Origin of the sequence: Paenibacillus sp. PvP094 (assembly GCF_040546835.1) — a bacterium.
Classification (GTDB): domain Bacteria; phylum Bacillota; class Bacilli; order Paenibacillales; family Paenibacillaceae; genus Paenibacillus; species Paenibacillus illinoisensis.
Map to the genome: position 1 here is coordinate 6274548 of NZ_JBEPOM010000001.1, position 17669 is coordinate 6292216.

The 17669-nt window shown below is 47.0% G+C and carries 16 protein-coding genes; 3 read left to right on the plus strand and 13 right to left on the minus strand.

Translation table 11 applies throughout. The features are described 5' to 3' along the window. The 5 genes from topA to ABIC22_RS28375 form a co-directional block, all read right to left on the minus strand. Positions 1 to 2100 (minus strand): type I DNA topoisomerase, encoded by a 2100-nt coding sequence (topA, locus tag ABIC22_RS28355; protein ID WP_154893594.1) that lies wholly within the window; start codon positions 2098 to 2100, stop codon positions 1 to 3. Positions 2101 to 2211: 111 nt separating this feature from the next. Then, a complete protein-coding gene (gene dprA, locus ABIC22_RS28360; RefSeq protein ID WP_354485414.1) occupies positions 2212 to 3342 on the minus strand; it encodes a DNA-processing protein DprA in 1131 nt (376 codons plus the stop codon). Between the two features lie 243 nt (positions 3343 to 3585). Then, complete coding sequence (gene sucD, locus ABIC22_RS28365) at positions 3586 to 4515, minus strand: succinate--CoA ligase subunit alpha (RefSeq protein WP_095287842.1); 930 nt, start codon at positions 4513 to 4515, stop codon at positions 3586 to 3588. 183 nt (positions 4516 to 4698) lie between these two features. Next, positions 4699 to 5859 (minus strand): ADP-forming succinate--CoA ligase subunit beta, encoded by a 1161-nt coding sequence (sucC, locus tag ABIC22_RS28370; protein WP_095287843.1) that lies wholly within the window; start codon positions 5857 to 5859, stop codon positions 4699 to 4701. Between the two features lie 259 nt (positions 5860 to 6118). Next, complete coding sequence (locus tag ABIC22_RS28375) at positions 6119 to 6574, minus strand: MarR family winged helix-turn-helix transcriptional regulator (protein WP_095287844.1); 456 nt, start codon at positions 6572 to 6574, stop codon at positions 6119 to 6121. A 228-nt stretch (positions 6575 to 6802) separates the two neighbouring features. Here ABIC22_RS28375 and ABIC22_RS28380 point away from each other — a divergent pair, with 228 nt between their 5' ends. Next, positions 6803 to 7231: an organic hydroperoxide resistance protein gene (locus ABIC22_RS28380; protein WP_095287845.1), complete on the plus strand. Its 429-nt coding sequence runs from the start codon at positions 6803 to 6805 to the stop codon at positions 7229 to 7231. A 275-nt stretch (positions 7232 to 7506) separates the two neighbouring features. Next, the gene (locus ABIC22_RS28385; protein WP_354485417.1) at positions 7507 to 9111 is read left to right on the plus strand and encodes a YifB family Mg chelatase-like AAA ATPase; all 1605 of its coding nucleotides are present in this window, start codon (positions 7507 to 7509) and stop codon (positions 9109 to 9111) included. Positions 9112 to 9257: 146 nt separating this feature from the next. Here ABIC22_RS28385 and ABIC22_RS28390 read toward each other — a convergent pair whose 3' ends face one another. From ABIC22_RS28390 to rplS, 8 genes are all read right to left on the minus strand, one after another. Beyond that, positions 9258 to 9815: a nitroreductase family protein gene (locus ABIC22_RS28390; RefSeq protein ID WP_127536272.1), complete on the minus strand. Its 558-nt coding sequence runs from the start codon at positions 9813 to 9815 to the stop codon at positions 9258 to 9260. A gap of 259 nt (positions 9816 to 10074) precedes the next feature. Continuing rightward, entirely contained in the window at positions 10075 to 10482 is a 408-nt protein-coding gene (locus ABIC22_RS28395; protein WP_354485420.1) for a YraN family protein, read from the minus strand. Continuing rightward, positions 10476 to 10784: an EscU/YscU/HrcU family type III secretion system export apparatus switch protein gene (locus tag ABIC22_RS28400; RefSeq protein WP_127536274.1), complete on the minus strand. Its 309-nt coding sequence runs from the start codon at positions 10782 to 10784 to the stop codon at positions 10476 to 10478. Before ABIC22_RS28400 ends, ABIC22_RS28395 begins: the two co-directional genes overlap by 7 nt. Continuing rightward, a complete protein-coding gene (locus ABIC22_RS28405; protein WP_354485422.1) occupies positions 10781 to 12835 on the minus strand; it encodes a DNA ligase in 2055 nt (684 codons plus the stop codon). Before ABIC22_RS28405 ends, ABIC22_RS28400 begins: the two co-directional genes overlap by 4 nt. A gap of 30 nt (positions 12836 to 12865) precedes the next feature. Continuing rightward, the gene (locus ABIC22_RS28410) at positions 12866 to 13564 is read right to left on the minus strand and encodes a ribonuclease HII (RefSeq protein WP_483312569.1); all 699 of its coding nucleotides are present in this window, start codon (positions 13562 to 13564) and stop codon (positions 12866 to 12868) included. 547 nt (positions 13565 to 14111) lie between these two features. After that, positions 14112 to 14975 (minus strand): ribosome biogenesis GTPase YlqF, encoded by an 864-nt coding sequence (ylqF, locus tag ABIC22_RS28415; protein ID WP_095287850.1) that lies wholly within the window; start codon positions 14973 to 14975, stop codon positions 14112 to 14114. 162 nt (positions 14976 to 15137) lie between these two features. Then, positions 15138 to 15755 carry a signal peptidase I gene (lepB, locus tag ABIC22_RS28420; protein ID WP_095358707.1) on the minus strand — a complete coding sequence of 206 codons (618 nt, stop codon included), beginning with the start codon at positions 15753 to 15755 and terminating at the stop codon, positions 15138 to 15140. 299 nt (positions 15756 to 16054) lie between these two features. Then, positions 16055 to 16396, minus strand: coding sequence for a 50S ribosomal protein L19 (gene rplS / locus ABIC22_RS28425; RefSeq protein ID WP_018883527.1), 342 nt, complete (start codon positions 16394 to 16396; stop codon positions 16055 to 16057). A gap of 307 nt (positions 16397 to 16703) precedes the next feature. Between rplS and ABIC22_RS28430 the strand changes: the two genes are divergently transcribed. Continuing rightward, the gene (locus ABIC22_RS28430) at positions 16704 to 17669 is read left to right on the plus strand and encodes a polysaccharide deacetylase family protein (protein ID WP_354485425.1); all 966 of its coding nucleotides are present in this window, start codon (positions 16704 to 16706) and stop codon (positions 17667 to 17669) included.

Consider the following 17669-nt stretch of genomic DNA (forward strand, 5'->3'; position numbering starts at 1 on the left):
CTAATCCGCTGTTTCTTCTTCCGGTTCCTCTACCGGTTCCTGATGGTCACAGGATGTACATTGCAAACGCGTCCCCTGCTTGTTTCGTTTCTCAACCATGAGAGAACCACAACTTGGACAAGGTTTGGCCGACGGTTTATCCCACGATACGAAATCACACTCTGGATACTTGTCGCAGCCATAGAAGATACGTCCTTTTTTACTACGACGTTCAACCACATGTCCTTCCTTACATTTCGGACAAGTTACGCCAATATCCTTAATAATCGGTTTGGTGTTCCGGCAGTCCGGAAATCCGGAGCACGCAAGAAACTTGCCGAACCGACCCAGTTTATACACAAGCGGCTTGCCGCATTTTTCGCAGATTTCGTCCGAGACCTCATCTTCAATCTCAATCTCTTTCATTTCTTCTTCTGCGAATTCGAGTCTTTTCTCAAATGATTCGTAAAATTCAGCAAGAACTTTGACCCAGTCTTCCGAGCCTTCTTCCACATGGTCAAGATCACCTTCCATATTGGCAGTGAACTCTACATTCAGAATTTCAGGGAAGAACTCCTCCATCTGCTCGATGACCAGTTCTCCAAGCTCGGTCGGCATGAATTTTTTCTCTTCGATTGCCACATATCCACGCTTCTGAATGGTTTCCAGGGTTGGTGCATATGTACTTGGACGCCCTATGCCCAGCTCTTCCAGCGTACGTACAAGTCTTGCTTCCGTATATCGGGGCGGCGGTTGAGTGAAGTGCTGTTTCGGTTCAATCTCCTGCTTCTCTAACCGATCACCATTTTTTAGTGGAGGCAGCAAACGATCTTCTTCCGTAGTACCATCATCGTTTCCTTCCACATAGACCTTCATGAAGCCCTGAAAACGAACCTTGGAGCCTGCTGCACGGAAAATGGTATCTCCAGCTGCGATATCCACAGAGAGTGTATCGAGGACAGCAGAAGACATCTGGCTAGCCACGAAGCGCTCCCATACCAGTTTATAAAGTCTGAACTGATCACGGCTCATAAATGATTTAATGGAATCCGGATCACGCAAAATGGATGTTGGACGAATAGCTTCGTGAGCATCCTGCGCATTGGCAGCCTTCTTGGAATAGTTTCTTGGCGTCTCAGGTGCAAAAGCTTCACCGTACTTGCCAACAATATATTCTTTGGCTTCTTCCTGAGCTGATGCTGCAATCCGGGTGGAGTCTGTACGCATATACGTAATGAGACCCACTGTGCCTTCTTTTCCGAGGTCTACGCCCTCATAGAGCTGTTGAGCAACCGACATCGTTTTGGAAGCCCTGAAATTCAATTTCCGTGCAGCCTCCTGCTGCAAAGAACTTGTCGTAAACGGAGCGGATGGATTCCGGCTGCGTTCTTTCTCTTTCACTTCTTTGACGGTAAAATCCGCATTCTCAATTTGTTTCAAAATAGCTTGTACTTCGGCTTCGCTTCCCAGTTCAGTTTTTGCACCGTTCAATTGATGGAACTTCGCTTCAAATGGATTGCCGTCAGCAGTCAGCTTCGCCGTAATGCTCCAGTATTCTTCTGGAATAAAGTCATCGATTTCATTTTCGCGATCCAAAATGATTTTGACTGCCACCGACTGTACACGTCCAGCGGACAATCCTTTTTTGACTTTCTTCCATAATAAAGGACTGATTTTATATCCGACAAGCCGATCCAGAATTCGTCTGGCCTGCTGTGCATTAACCAAGTCCATGTTAATCTTGCGTGGTGTTTTGAACGCATCCTTGACTGCCTGCTTCGTAATTTCGTTGAAGACAACACGGCAATCCTCCGTGTCATCCAGTTCAAGTGCATGAGCCAAGTGCCATGCAATAGCCTCGCCTTCGCGATCCGGGTCAGCTGCGAGGTACACTTTTTTCACTTTCTTTCGTGCATCCTTCAGTTCTTTCAAAATCGAACCTTTGCCGCGGATCGTAATATATTTCGGATTAAAATCATTTTCCACCTCAACGCCGATCTGACTTTTCGGCAAATCGCGCACATGTCCCATCGAAGCCTTCACGATGAACTTGCTGCCTAAATATTTGCCGATTGTCTTCGCCTTTGAGGGCGACTCCACGATTACGAGTGAATCCGCCATAGGTTCATCCTCCTCTCAGTCATGAAACTGCTTGTTCCTTTTCATCCTTGTCAGCAATTAAATAACTTCCGTTAATAATCTATTTTCACATGCCGCGTGGTCACAGCATTGTCATACCCTTGCATATTTGGTTCCAGGTAATTGGCTAATCTGTTTTTTTATGATTAAAGATAACAGAACTGAATGCAAATGTCCAAAATCCCAACCGAGCTGTTCTACAAGTTGATCCAAAGATCTTTCGTCCTGCTCCAGTAGTGAGATGATCCTTCTCTCATCAGATGAGAGACTCACCTTAGGAAACATATCCGGATGATTACCTTCCCCCTTTTCTGGGGAACGTCCTCTATTGTAAGGAAGTTGTTCGGGATTTGGCAAGTCCATTCGGTACTCTTCAAGCAGATCATCCGCGCAAGTGACCAATTTTGCCCCCTGACGAATCAGATTATGTGACCCCCGACTCTTGGGTGATGTAATGGGGCCCGGAACAGCAAAGACATCTCTCCCTGCCTCCAGCGCAGCATCTGAAGTAATAAGAGAGCCGCTTCGAATATCCGCTTCTACAACCAGCGTTCCAAGTGTCAAACCGGCAATAATTCGATTACGCTCCGGAAATAGTCCTTGATGAGCACGTGTGCCTGGTGGATATTCCGACAGCAATAGACCCGTTTCAGCAATTTGCTCAGCTAGTTTTTTGTTCTCAGGTGGGTAGATCTTATCAATTCCTGTGCCAAAAACGGCAATGGTTTTACCTTTTGCACGAAGAGCGGCCTCATGACAAGTGCTATCAATACCACGGGCAAGACCACTTACTATGGTCAACCCTGCATGACAAAATTCTGTCGTCAGTTTCTCGCCTACTTTGCGACCATATACTGTTGGCATTCGAGTTCCTACCATGGCAATTGCCTTTGTATGTAACAAATTCATGTCCCCACGGCCGTACATAACCCAAGGTGCCTGAACGGTTTCCTTCATTAATATGGGGTAATCTTCATCCAGATAGGTAATAACCTGAATTCCTTGTTTATAAACCGCTTCACGCCTATGCTCAATCCAGTCTGCATCGAAAGTATTTACAAGCCTAGCGGCCTGATCTTTACGCAACCCGGCTTGAATCCAATCTCCTTCGTCATAATGAAGCAAATCCGGAAGGTTATGCCCCCCTGTCATTAATTTCGAGATCGTTTTCTTCCCAACACCATCCATTTCATGCAAACCAAACAGAATCAAGCTTTTCTCCATTCTATAAACCTCCCGAGCGGGAAGAACACTTCCCTCATATTGTGTAGGTTGTGACGACAGAATGCAAGCGTTTACTTTACAGAGAGCAATTCAGCTCTCTCATTTGGTAAGTAATTCAACGCAAAAAAGCAACCCTTCACCCAGTTTATGGGCAAAAGGTTGCTTACCTTTTCCGTATCACAATAGTCGGTTACCAGAGTAATAACATCTCCGCACCGTTTCTACTATTATAATGGAAAAGAATTAATGTGTCGTGCACAAATTTAAAATACCACGCTCTTCCAGTACGCTTACCAGAGTGGAGCCCATCTCGGCAGGCGTAGGCGCAACTTTGATACCGCAGGATTCAAGCTTCGCGATTTTTTCCTTGGCTGTACCTTTACCTCCTGAGATAATGGCACCAGCATGGCCCATCCGCTTGCCTGGAGGCGCAGTAACGCCACCGATAAATCCAACAACCGGTTTGGTCATATTGTCGCGTACCCACTCTGCTGCGTCTTCCTCTGCTGTACCACCGATCTCCCCGATCATGATGACAGCATGAGTCTGAGGATCTTCATTGAAACGTTTGAGGATATCAATGAATTCGGAACCTTTAACCGGGTCTCCCCCGATTCCTACCGCTGAAGACTGTCCAATTCCACGTGTAGTCAATTGATGAACAGCTTCATAGGTGAGCGTTCCACTACGGGAAACGACGCCAACATGTCCAGCCATATGGATATAGCCAGGCATGATCCCGATTTTACATTCACCCGGTGTAATAACACCAGGACAGTTCGGTCCGATCAATACAGTCTTTTTGCCTTCCATGAAACGGTCTACCTTCACCATATCAAGGACAGGGATACCTTCTGTAATACAGATTACAAGATCAAGCTCTGCGTCAACAGCTTCCATGATGGAATCCGCTGCGAAAGCTGGTGGAACATAGATAACGCTCGCTGTTGCACCTGTAGCTTCCTTCGCTTCTTGTACCGTATTGAATACCGGAAGACTAACGACTTTGCCATCTTCCAGCGTGATATCAACATTGGTCCCGCCTTTGCCTGGTGTAACACCGCCTACCATCTGGGTTCCGTAATCCAATGCGCCCTTCGTGTGGAACATTCCCGTTGAACCCGTAATGCCTTGCGTAATGACTTTTGTATTTTTATCGATCAAAATACTCACGTTGCTTCACATCCTTACGGTTATTTTTCAAGTTCCGGACAGCTCCGGCACTAAGAAAGCAATTTATATCATTCGATTCCATCGCTAGCGGGAACATGAATTAGACGGACTGAAGCATTCCGATCCAATTCATGAAGATTGCGAACCGCTCATTGGATTGATATAAATGGCCCAGGAATGAACTTATTTTACGAGGGCAACGATTTTTTGTGCACCGTCGGCCATGGAATCAGCAGGTACAATATTCAGGCCGGATTCACCCAAAATCTGTTTGCCAAGCTCCACATTCGTTCCTTCAAGACGAACAACCAGCGGTTTTGTGAGGCCAAGCTGCTTCGCTGCTTCAACCACACCGTTTGCAATGACATCACAGCGCATGATTCCGCCGAAAATGTTAACGAAGATGCCCGCAACTTTGGCGTCAGACAGAATGATTTTAAAAGCTTCTGTTACTTTCTCCGTTGTTGCACCGCCCCCAACATCAAGGAAGTTGGCCGGGTCTCCGCCGTAGTATTTGATGATATCCATCGTAGCCATCGCAAGTCCCGCACCGTTAACCATACAGCCGATGTTGCCATCAAGTGCTATGTAGCTGAGGTCGTATTTGGAAGCCTCGATTTCTTTTTCGTCTTCTTCATCCAAGTCGCGCAGTTCCAAAATATCCTTATGACGGAACAATGCGTTGGAATCAAAATTCAATTTCGCATCCAGCGCGATAACGTTTCCATCTCCAGTAACAACAAGAGGGTTGATCTCAGCAATGGAGCAATCTTTTTCCACAAATGCAGTGTACAATGCAAGCATGAATTTGACTGCTTTGTTCACCAATTCATTCGGAATATTAATGCTGTAGGCCAATTTACGTGCTTGGAACACTTGTAATCCAATAGCAGGGTCAATAACTTCTTTGAAAATTTTCTCAGGAGTAGCTTCGGCCACTTCTTCGATCTCCGTACCGCCTTCTTCGGATGCCATCATCACGACACGGCCCGTTGCACGGTCAACAACAACACCCACGTAGTACTCTTTGCGGATATCGCAGCCCTCTTCGATCAAAAGACGTTTTACTTCCTTGCCTTCCGGTCCGGTCTGATGTGTCACCAGTACTTTTCCCAAAATTTCGGAAGCATACGCTCTAACTTCGTCTGCGCTCTTCGCTACCTTTACGCCGCCGGCTTTTCCCCGGCCACCTGCGTGAATTTGCGCTTTGACTACAGTCACCGGACTGCCCAGTGCCTCTGCGGCCGCAACCGCTTCATCGACTGTATAAGCAACCTTCCCATTAGGAACGGCAACTCCATACTGTTTCAGTACTTCTTTTCCTTGATATTCATGGATATTCATTCTCGAATCCTCCTATCAACATGACTGCAACAAGGCGGGTTGGTTGACTACCAAAAGACAATTGTTGACTATTTTCACTTAAACCCAATTCATTGTAACACGTTTTTAAAACGCTTTCCTTAAAAAAGTAATGGTTAATAGACAGCTTTTTGATATGGATATCATCCCATATTGTGAATGCTTGGATATTAATGGAAAAAAACCTCAGACTAATATGTCTAAGGTTTCTCCTTTTCGTTATATCAAGATTATTTCCAGGTTATTTTCTAGCTTCTTTCATATTCGTCTCATGTACCTTCTGAAGAAGCCCTTTAAACTGACCAAGCAACGATTCAAATTCCGTACTGCTCAGGCAAGCATCCCCCTGAATAGAATCCGGAATGGACAGAGCCTTATTGCGAAGCTCCTTACCTGAATCAGTTAACGTAATAAGCACTTTGCGCTCATCCTGTGCTGAACGTTCACGATGAATGAGTCCGGCAGACTGCAGGCGTTTTAATAGCGGTGTCAACGTACCCGAATCCAAGTAGAGTGCCTCTCCGATTTCTTTAACCGTGCATTCCTCTCGCTCCCACAATACCATCATGACCAAATACTGCGAGTAGGTGACACCCAGTACCTCGAGATATGGCTGGTACATCTTCGTGATTTCACGTGAACAAGCATATATGGCAAAGCATAATTGGTTATCCAACTTCAAAGCATCCGTTTGCATAATATTAATCCCACCTGCCTATTTTACATTTAATTGCTTATAGAAAGCGCTGTGTTAAGCCTGCCTTTTGCATGCTTATCTACACATACTAAAAACTCTCTATATATATATTATCACAAATTAGAAAAAAAACAGAATAATTGAGCACAAGGGATTTTACTTTTCTATTTTATTGTGCTAAATTAAATTGTATAAAATATAATTGCAAGCACAAAGGAGCGAATTGACATGATGACTATTCAACAAAAAATGTATGAAACTACGGTAAAAGCAGTTGGCGGACGTAACGGTTATGTAGAATCCTCCAGTCCCGAACTTCGTTTAGATGTACGGACACCGAAAGAAATGGGCGGTGCAGGTGGAGAAGGTACCAACCCAGAGCAATTGTTTGCAGCAGGTTATGCGGCTTGTTTTGATAGTGCACTAAATATGGTTGCTCGCATGCAAAAAATCAAGCTAGAAGGTACTGAAGTCACAGCTACAGTTCATTTCGGAAAAGTGGAAGACGGTGGCTTCGGCATCGCGGCAACACTTGACGTTCTTGCAAAAGGCGTAGACAAGGCTACAGCTGAGAAGCTGGTAGAAGCAGCTCATCAAGCCTGCCCATACTCCCGTGCAACACGCGGCAATATTGATGTTGAACTAAACGTACTTTAATTAAATTTGTAAAACAGTTTCATTCCCTCTACTTTGAGATGGTTTGTATTATTAACGATATACCCTATCCAAACAATGATTTTCTGATGATATCCACGAGAGCGGATAGATAAAAATTCAGAATTCAGGGTTAGAATTGCAGCGATGATGAAGACAGGTTGACGCCCTGATTTCTTTTATATACAATGCTTATTAGAAGCTGAGGAAGCACCTTAATTCGCACACTGGCCCGCATTATGCGCAGCCAAGTACGAAGTGAGGTGTTTCTTTTTATTATGTATGGAAAATTATATAGTGCATGTTTATATGGAATTGACGGGGTATTAATCGAAGTTGAAACGGATTTGTCCAATGGATTGCCCCAGACTTCCATTATCGGCTTGCCGGACTCGGCGATTCGTGAAGCGGTTGAGCGTGTTCGTGCTGCTGTAAAAAATTGCGGTTATCAATATCCATTACAACGGATTACGATTAATCTTGCCCCTGCTGACCTGCGTAAAGAAGGCTCTTCATTCGATCTTGCCATTGCCGTAGCTTTGCTAATGACAAGTGGGCAGCTCGTGCTGCCGTCCCAGGAAAGAACACTTTTACTCGGCGAACTCGCATTGGATGGCTCGGTTCGATCCGTACCTGGTGTACTTGCCATGGTGGATCTGGCCAAGCGTCAAGGCTTCACTTCCGTTCTCCTCCCCGTTGAGAATCTGGCAGAAGCTTCGTTAATTAGCGGTATTAACGTATATGGTATCAGCCATTTAAGAGATATCGCGCCAGATAAGCCTGATTCCCAGACGAAAGATGGGGTCTTGTCCAAAGCGGGAACGGTCGTTTTGAATAACTTTGCACACCTTATTCATCCTGCTGTATATGAACAGGGTCTCTCCAACACCAACGCCAAGACACAGATTCCGGCTTCATTAAGCGATGACTACAGTGACGTTCTCGGCCAACATCATGTGAAGCGTGCACTGATGATTGCCGCAGCCGGGATGCATAATATACTGCTCGTGGGACCACCAGGGACTGGCAAAACGATGCTGATCAAACGTCTGCCCACGATTCTCCCTCCGTTATCAGAGGAAGAATCACTGGAAGTTACCAAAGTGCTAAGTGCTGCAGGGAAACTGAAAGAAACGTCCAACGGTTTGGTTACGGAACGCCCCTTCCGGTCACCACATCATACGATATCCACCTCCGGCCTCATCGGTGGGAGCGGTATTCCGAAGCCGGGTGAAGTCAGCCTTGCACACCGCGGTATTCTGTTCCTTGATGAGCTTCCTGAGTTTCATCGTCAAGTGCTTGAAGTTTTACGGCAGCCGCTGGAGGATCATACGGTCACCATAAGCCGGGCAAGAGCTGCTTTTACGTTTCCTGCACAGTTTATGCTTGCATGCTCCATGAATCCCTGCCCGTGCGGGTATTTGTCCGCTCAATCCGAGGATCAGCGCTGTATATGCAGCCCTTCCCGCGTTGCAGCTTATCGGGCCAAAATCTCGGGCCCTTTGCTGGATCGGATAGATCTGCAAGTCGAGGTTCCTCCACCTGGCGAATGGCGGAAGGCAGCACCTTCCCCTACTTCTGCCGAGATGCAAGCCAAAGTTGTCCATGCTCATCATATTCAGGCTAAGCGCTATGCCAACAGTTCTGTGCGTTGGAATAGTCAGTTATCCGGAAGACTGCTCCGCCGAACTGCACGTCTTCCCTCGGAAGCAGACCATCTGCTCCAGCACACACTGCAGGCCCTTAACTTAAGCATGCGTGCTCACGATCGCATTATCAAGATGGCACAAACGATTGCCGATCTGGATCATGACGGCGAAATTTTAACTACTCATGTGGCTGAGGCGATTCAGTATCGGCAGTTGGATTTGAATTTGTTTTAGACCCTCAACAGCCCCAGCTCATAATATATAAATTCACTTTAAAGACGACACTAAAAAAAACCGTTCAGGTTATCTCCTTCGTTTCATTGAAAAGGAGACCTTGAACGGTTTATTGGTTAATACACGGACAGGGCATTCTATTTTACTTAATCAAAAAGGGTAAGTTTGTCTTTGGCCGGTGTGCGTTCTTTCGCAGAAGGGATGACCTCCGGATAACCCATGTAGACCATACCGACAATTTTCTCACCAGCCTGAATCCCCAGTGGTTTGCGGAATTTCGGTGCATACAGGAAAGGCTTTGTTACCCAAAAGGTTCCAATATCTTCACTCCATGCGGCCAGCATAAAGTTCTGTACCAGTGCACTTACTGCAGCAAAGTCCTCATCCCATATATTTTGTCTTGGATCCTCTTCCAGAACCACAAGCATGATCGACGGTACCTGCAAAACATTGGCTGAAAATTTGTTATCTTCGCCCATCTCTGCCTCAATCGCATCTGCAAGCTTCTTCCGCCCGTCTCCGGTAAATAACAAAAATCTCCACGGCTCACGCAATTTATGGTTTGGTGCCCAGACAGCGGTATCCAACAGCTCGATAATTTGTTCTGTAGGCACAGCATCTTTCTTAAACTTTTTGACGGTACGCCGATTTTGAATGGCACTTCTTACATCATTGACTGTATCAATATTTGTAGATTTGGTCACTGAACTTACCTCCCTATTGAAAATTCTCCATCACAGTAAATTCCAACTGCGCTGCTAACGGACTTTTATAATAAATAAAATGCAATACGCTTGGTTGCATTCTTGATTATACAACGAACCGTTCTTCAGATTCAAAGAACGCCCATGGAATAAGTATTGGCTATGTTTCACACAAAAAAAGGTGTTTCTAAAATTTGAATTCACGAGAGAATCCATTCATTTTAGAAAACACCATGTTTAACTGATTCAGTTTATTAATTCAGAACGCATTTTCAATGTGCTCAACAGTTACAATCTGACCTGCCGGATCAAGCATCACAGCAACCACATCAAAACGAATTTGTAATTCTTTCCCTCTTGATTGTTGAAGGTATATGGCTGCCGTGGAACGAACCTGCTGCATCTTACGGAGATCTACCGATTCCTGCGGTGTACCATACTTTCCAGCTCCACTACGGCTTCGTACCTCAACAAAGACAAGCAAATCACCATGTGAAGCGATAATATCAATCTCACCACGGCGGCAACGCCAGTTTTGCTCAATAATATGATAATCTTGCTCACGCAGCCACCTGCAAGCCGCCTCTTCACCCAACTTGCCTTTTTGCTGACGCGTAAGTTTGGGAGTAAAGTTATGTCCAGGAGGTCCAGGTAGATGGCTCACCATGTATCCTCTCCCTCACGTCCGGATGCCAGCCGGTCTGCCTGATAAATATAGGTTAACACTTCAGCGACCAGCTGATACAGTTCGGCAGGAATTTGCTCGTCCAAGTCAAGCTTGGACAAAACTTCCACCAATGCAGCATCCTCCTGAACAGGAACACCGTTTTCCTTAGCTTTATCAAGGATAGCTTCCGCGACTTTGCCGCGGCCTTTGGCCACGACGACCGGCGCTTCACTTTCGCCGGGTACATATTTTAAGGCAACAGCCTTTTTGGAAAGAAGATCTGGCTGCGGCTCATCTTTCATACTCGCATATCCACCCCTTTGTAACGATCAGGGCTGAAGTCGGACGCATTTACTTTACGCTCAGCACCTGGTTCCTGGCCAACTGGCCAGGGCTCTGTCTTAAAGGTTAGTAATTGATAGCCCAGCTTATCCAGCGCCTCTTGAATCACTTCTCGCCCGCTATCCAGAAGCGGACCCATGCCCTCCCGATCGTTGAGAACCCGAAGGCTGACAATATTGTTGACGACATGCACATCTACCAGTGTTGGTCCGAGACTTTTCATATCCAGATCAAACCACAACCTGCAATTGGATGCATCCAGTTCACCGCGCTGACCACGCCGGGATTGGATCTGTACAGAAGCCGTTTCTTCTCCATTGGGTCCGGTAATCGGGATGAACCAGTGCATCTGGGCAAAGGTAGAGCCCCGGTCCGTTGTCAGCAACAACTGCTGACCCGTCAGATATTGCACAGCCTGCCCGGCGGCTTCCTTCAGGGCCGCCGGGGCACTGTCGCTGCTGGCAAGCTGCAGCAGCAAGCCCTTCAGCGAGTCCGCGGTGCCCGGACTCGCCGCTTCACCCACGCGCGCCTGCGCAGCCGCGCCGTGCACTGCCTGCTGCTCGTGCTCTGCACCGAGCAGCTTCAGCACGCGCCCCACCCACGGGTCACCCTCGTGGGTGACAGGCGCGTGCTGTGCGGCAGCGCCCGCAGGTGCTGCCGCATTCCCCCCAGCCGGCTGCGCATCAGCGCCGGCTGGTACAGGCTGCGGCACGCCTCCGGCAGCCGCAGCCGCCTGGCCGCCCGCAGGTGCAGGGGCGGCCTGTGCTGCCGCACCAGGCTGTGCCGGTGCGGCAGTGGACGCGCTGCGCAGCGCGTCCAGCAGGGCCAGCAGCTTCGGCGCCAGTTGCGCCGCCGTTGGTGCTGCTGCCCCGGTCTGCGCTGCAGCGGGCGAAGCACTCGCAGCTGCGGGCGTCTCCGCGCGGCCATCTGGTCGCCCAGCCGCGCTTCCTTCCTGCTGGCCGGCAATCCCTCGTCCAGCTGCTGCATCCGCTGCTGCCCCAGGTATACCCGGGCGGCCCGCTTCCGTGGCACGCTGGCTCTCTCCAGGGATTCCCGTCCCTGCCTGAATGCCTTGTCCTGATTTTCCGGCCGTTTCCGCTTGTCCGGCTCCAGATTTTATTGCAGTCTCAGCATTCCCCGAGCTCTGGTTGGTCTGTATAGAACCTCGTGGGTCTGCAGCGGCTTCCGCTGTGCCTTTGTTGGACAACGGAACATTACCGACTCCTGCCGGTGTTGTTGAAGAACCCTGTGGCAATGGTGCCGTTTGGCCCGAGGTTCCCGCCTGACGTCCTCCAGCCGGAGACATGCCCGAATCATCCGTTTGCTCCCCTCCGGCTGCTGTTATAGGCAAACTACCCGACGCTGGTAGCTTGGATGTACCTGCCTGTTCACCCGTCACCACGGTTTTGCCCGCGTTCTGAGCAAGAAACGTTTCCAGCTGCTCCGTTAACCCATTTAGCAGCTGATGAAGGGGTGGACCAAATACCGTCTGATGCAATCCTTTTACCGTTTCAGCCGTAATCGGCAGACCACGCTGAAAAGCAATACCCGTTGCCTGCACCCACTCTTCCACAGGTATCTGAGCTGGTTTGACAGTCATCATACTTTGAACCATGGCCACATTATCCTTCGTAAGTGGCAACCCACTGCGCTGCATGGCAAGCAGTAGTTCCCGATTTCCCTTGGTATCCGGCAAACCTACCTCTTGAAGCAGATTGTTCAACGATGCTTGCGGCAATTCAGACAACGTGCCAGCCAGCGGCTTCATAACGGTCACGCCATTCTCTCCAGGCGGCTGCACTTGAAGTAGTGTGGTTTCTCCTGGGCGAAGTGGTGTCTCGAGCTTGGCACGTACTTGTACGCCCTGAATTTGCAGAACTGCCTCTCCACCATCCTCTGAGACACTTACGACAGATCCACGTACAACCTGACCCTCCTTAAGCTCTAACGGCTTGGCATTCCCCGGCTTGCTGTCTCCCAGGAGACCACGAATCATGGAGCTAATATTCACAGTTCTCTCCCTCCTTCCTGTACGTCTTGGTTAAAATAAAGTATGCTGCTCGCCGAGCAGATTGCCCAGAAAGCTCCGCCTGTGCATCGGCGTGGCTCCAAGAGCCATGATCTGTTCGCGATGAAACTTTGTTGCATATCCCTTATGTATCGACAGACCATACTCTGGATATAACGTCTCCCATTCCTCCTTGCAGAGCCGATCGCGGGTTACCTTCGCAATGATGGATGCTGCTGCGATGGACTGGCTGTTGGCATCCCCTTTGATAATGGAGATCTGAGATACATTTACGTCCACTTTTTCGGCATCAACCAATAGATAGTCAGGTACACCGTTCAGGGCCTCCACGGCACGCTTCATTGCAAGTCTAGTGGCCTGTTTAATATTGAGACGATCAATCGTTTCTGCATCCGCAAAACCAACACCTACGGACAAAGCCTTTTCCATAATAACGTCATACAGCGCTTCACGCTTCTTCTCTGTTAGTTTTTTGGAATCATTAACACCTTCCAGTATCAGATCACGAGGCAATATGACAGCAGCTGCCACTACATCTCCGAATAGACATCCCCTGCCCACCTCATCAATTCCTGCAATTCGCTCAAAACCACTCTCCCAATACTCCCTCTCATGAATCAGCAGATCACGAGGTTCAATCTCTGCTTTTTTCTTCTTGGATTCAGAAGGTTCCATTGGTATCAGTTCATTCATTTCATTATGTTCAGTCATTGCTTTCATCTCCTCTACCCACGCAAGCTTTAACATGTTTCTCTCTATAAGTCATCAATGTCTCTTTTCCCTGAGTACGTTTGGGGAAGCCCTACATTTTTTTGACACCCTAATATGTTCAGTCCAAGTAAATCACTTAATCTCTTGATCACACCCTGAACGTGGTACTCTGTTATAGACGCAGATTCTAGCTCTTTGTTTTTCAGATTAGCAAAAATTACTTCGTCTTCATTAGCACCCTGATATGCACATATGATAATAAGAGTTGGTTTCTTCATTTATCGGTATCTGAAGATTTAAATTGAAGATATCCTGTGATCAACCAGGCCAATTGCTTGAACTCTCATCATAGCACGATTTTTACACCTCAGATATATACACGAGACAATCTCATCCTTTCCTATTTGTGGTCATCTTTCATCCCTGCTTTTACATTCGCTGCTCTATCATAAACTCCTTATTTTTTTCTAAAATGAAAAAGCGACCGCTCCCGGTAATCCGGTAACGGCCGCTTCTTTCGGCTCAATATTACATATGCAAATCCGTTTTAATATGGAGCTTCCATAGAGAAGCGTCCCATCTTGCCTGCCCGCAATTCACGCAGAAAAGCACGCGATGCTTTTTCCAGGTCCACACGTCCACCGCTAACAATACAGCCCCGTTTACGACCAACCTGTTCCATGATGGCTATAACGCTATCCGAATCATCTGCATCCTTGGAGAACTCCTGAAGCTCGTATCGTTCCTCCAGAGCATCCCAGTAGTAACGCATCAGGTAGCTAATTGCAAAGAAGGCGATATCCTCAGCATTGAGGATTTCCTCCTTGATGGCTCCTGTAACCGCAAGACGATAACCTACGTTCTGATCCTCGAATTTGGGCCACAAAATACCTGGCGTATCGAGCAGTTCCATCTCTTTGCCTACTTTAATCCATTGTTGACCCTTCGTTACACCAGGACGATCTCCCGTCGCTGCAATATTTCGTCCAGCAAGCCGGTTAATCAATGTGGATTTCCCTACGTTGGGAATACCTACAATGAGTGCACGAACGGCACGCGGGTTAATCCCCTTTGCCAGCTGACGGTCAATTTTCTCTTTGAGCAGCAACCGGGCCTGTGCCGGAATGTCTTTTACATTGGTACCTGTGGATGCATCCACAGGGAACGCAGTAATTCCTTCATTTTTGAAATGGGCAATCCATTCCTGTGTCACCTTGGCATCCGCAAGATCAGACTTGTTTAACAAAATCATGCGAGGCTTACCCTGTAAAATTTCATCAATCATCGGATTTCGGCTGGAGACAGGCAGACGGGCATCCAGCAGTTCGATGACCACGTCAATCAGCTTTAACTTATCCTGAATCTGGCGTCTGGCCCGGGTCATGTGACCTGGAAACCATTGTATCGTCACCTTGTCTTCACCTCATTATTTAATGATATATAAGCTAAAGCTACAATTCACTTGGTCCCTTCATTGGCAAAACACGTTTCCGGTCACGGGTATCCCCATTCTTATTTTGCCCTCTCTGGTATGGAGTAAACGATATATTTAGCTTATATATCCTGAACTTGATTAGTGGTTAATCCACTTGATATCACCGATCGGCCAGAAAATAACATCTGCACGTCCTACGATATCTTCTAGAGACACGTATCCAATCATTCGGCTATCCGTACTGTTCGGACGATTATCACCCATTACAAATACATGGCCTTCCGGTACCTTGCCATCCGGGAATTGCTCATTCGGGAAGTCCTTCACATTATAGGTTCCGCCATTCGCTTCGGCTGCGTCAATCGCTCCCTGAATGTATGTCTCATTCACTTTCTCCCCGTTTACCATAACCGTATCCCCACTCACCTGCACAGTATCACCCGCTACAGCAATGACACGTTTGATGAAATCACGTCCCTCAGAAGGAACATGGAATACGATAACCTCTCCGCGCTGTGGTTCCCGGATATCGTACAGGATTTCATTCACGATGACACGTTCACCTGTATGGAAATTCGGCTGCATGGAAGGTCCGTCCACGACAAACGGTTTGAATAATAACCATCGAATTAAAATAACGAGCACCAATGCGATCACAATCGCTTTGAGCCATTCGACAATCTCATTTTTGGCTTTTTTGGATCGACTGCCCTTCTCTTCGGCAGAATTGTCCTGGTGTTGAACTTCCTGTTCCATTATTGATCTTCCTCTCTTCACGGTACATGTTATAGCAGTTTACACATCCAGCTTTTCACATCATTCATTTCATTGAATTCATGCAAAATTCTCATATCAGTTATGTACTTCTACATGAGCATTTCATTTTAGTACAAATGATCCGCATATTACATATGCTCTAACTGATTACACAAGCCTCCCGGACTCTCACGCGTGTGCCGCCATACCATTTTACTCGGAAGTGTACCTCCGGTTCAACTTTTCCCGGACAAAAACGAAAAGGGCTTGTCTCCAAGCCCTCTCCGGTATCCGTTATATTAACGAATTTCTTTAATTCTCGCTGCTTTACCGCGTAGTTCACGAAGATAATAAAGCTTCGCACGACGCACTTTACCACGGCGAGCCACATCGATTTTATCGATTTTAGGGGAATGAAGCGGGAAAGTTCTTTCCACACCTACACCGTAAGAAATTTTACGAACTGTAAAAGTCTCACTGATTCCACCACCACGGCGCTTGATCACAACACCTTCGAACAATTGGATACGCTCACGAGTTCCCTCGATAACCTTAACGTGCACTTTCAAAGTGTCACCAGGACGAAAACTCGGAATATCTTTGCGAAGTTGTTCTTGAGTAATCGCTTGAACGATATTCATCTATGACTCCCTCCTTCCGTACAGGCGTTCATACTTCTTCCGGAGAACACCCTGTCTCCTTCATTATCCATAGAGGACCGCCGTATTCCACACAACAGAATTATTGTACCATGCCATATATTAAAACACAAGGAGAAATAAACATAATAACACAAACAACTCTTCCACCCGAAGTCAACCACATTACGGAAAAAATAATGTAACTTTCTGTCAAGAATGTTCGTCTATGATATAGCTTGGTAGAATAATGAATACCTGTCTCAATTGCACTAAGAAATGAAATTGTATAAGGAGAAACAACCGAACTATGAAACATTGGAAAAGATTTACCCTTGCGTCACTAGCCGCAGTCACTTGCATCATTACGCTATATGCCTATGCTGTTAGTCATCCGACAAATGCACTATCGCACAAAGCATGTACATCCTGGGACATGGTCAAGCGTAAAGCGTTCCTGATGTCACACACGGACTACTCTAGCAAGACCGGTCTGAATCTGGCTACCTTCCAAGTTGCGCCTGGTACAGCTACGGAAGTTCCTGTACTCATGTATCACTACATACAGCCCAAAGTGAATAATCACGAAACAGGAAACAAGTCCATTATTAATCTTGAGGATTTCGAAGACAATATGAAGTACTTGCATGATGAAGGGTACAATACGATTACATTGGAGCAGCTGGAAGACTATGTGAATGGTCTGATCTCACTACCCAAGAAGTCTATTGTCATCACTTTTGATGATGGATATCAGAACAATTATACACTTGCCTATCCCGTGCTCAAAAAATATAATTTCCATGCTTCTCTCTTTGTCATCGGCAGTAAGATTCAGGAGCAGCCAGCTGATTTTGATCCCGCCAAAAAAACGTTTATCTCCGAACCGGAGATGAAGGCTGCAGCAGATGTATTTGAGTTTAACAGCCACACCTATAACTTGCATCATAAGGGGTTTATGCGGTGCGGTGAGAGCGTACCTGTAGGACTTGATACAAGCCTGCTGAACGATGATATCAGGATGATGAAGGAAAAGGGAATCGACACGCCCTATTTGGCATATCCTTTCGGTTACACCAGCACGCAGATGATTTATCAGCTGCAGCAAAATGGGTATCGCATGGCCTTCTCGGTTCGCTCGGGTTTTGTTCGTCCGGGAGATAACCCGATGAAGCTCTCAAGACTAACGGTGACGACCGGAACGGATTTAGCCAAATTGCTTAACCCAGAGGCAGATCAGCCGGATATACTCCCTTTGGTCGACATTAGTCAATAG

Coding starts and splice junctions, on each gene's coding strand:
- topA (WP_154893594.1), bottom strand. CDS start 2,100: ATGGCGGATTCACTCGTAATCGTGGAGTCGCCCTCAAAGGCGAAGACA.
- dprA (WP_354485414.1), bottom strand. CDS start 3,342: ATGGAGAAAAGCTTGATTCTGTTTGGTTTGCATGAAATGGATGGTGTT.
- sucC (WP_095287843.1), bottom strand. CDS start 5,859: ATGAATATCCATGAATATCAAGGAAAAGAAGTACTGAAACAGTATGGA.
- ABIC22_RS28375 (WP_095287844.1), bottom strand. CDS start 6,574: ATGCAAACGGATGCTTTGAAGTTGGATAACCAATTATGCTTTGCCATA.
- ABIC22_RS28380 (WP_095287845.1), top strand. CDS start 6,803: ATGATGACTATTCAACAAAAAATGTATGAAACTACGGTAAAAGCAGTT.
- ABIC22_RS28385 (WP_354485417.1), top strand. CDS start 7,507: ATGTATGGAAAATTATATAGTGCATGTTTATATGGAATTGACGGGGTA.
- ABIC22_RS28395 (WP_354485420.1), bottom strand. CDS start 10,482: ATGGTGAGCCATCTACCTGGACCTCCTGGACATAACTTTACTCCCAAA.
- ABIC22_RS28400 (WP_127536274.1), bottom strand. CDS start 10,784: ATGAAAGATGAGCCGCAGCCAGATCTTCTTTCCAAAAAGGCTGTTGCC.
- ABIC22_RS28410 (WP_483312569.1), bottom strand. CDS start 13,564: ATGACTGAACATAATGAAATGAATGAACTGATACCAATGGAACCTTCT.
- lepB (WP_095358707.1), bottom strand. CDS start 15,755: ATGGAACAGGAAGTTCAACACCAGGACAATTCTGCCGAAGAGAAGGGC.
- rplS (WP_018883527.1), bottom strand. CDS start 16,396: ATGAATATCGTTCAAGCGATTACTCAAGAACAACTTCGCAAAGATATT.
- ABIC22_RS28430 (WP_354485425.1), top strand. CDS start 16,704: ATGAAACATTGGAAAAGATTTACCCTTGCGTCACTAGCCGCAGTCACT.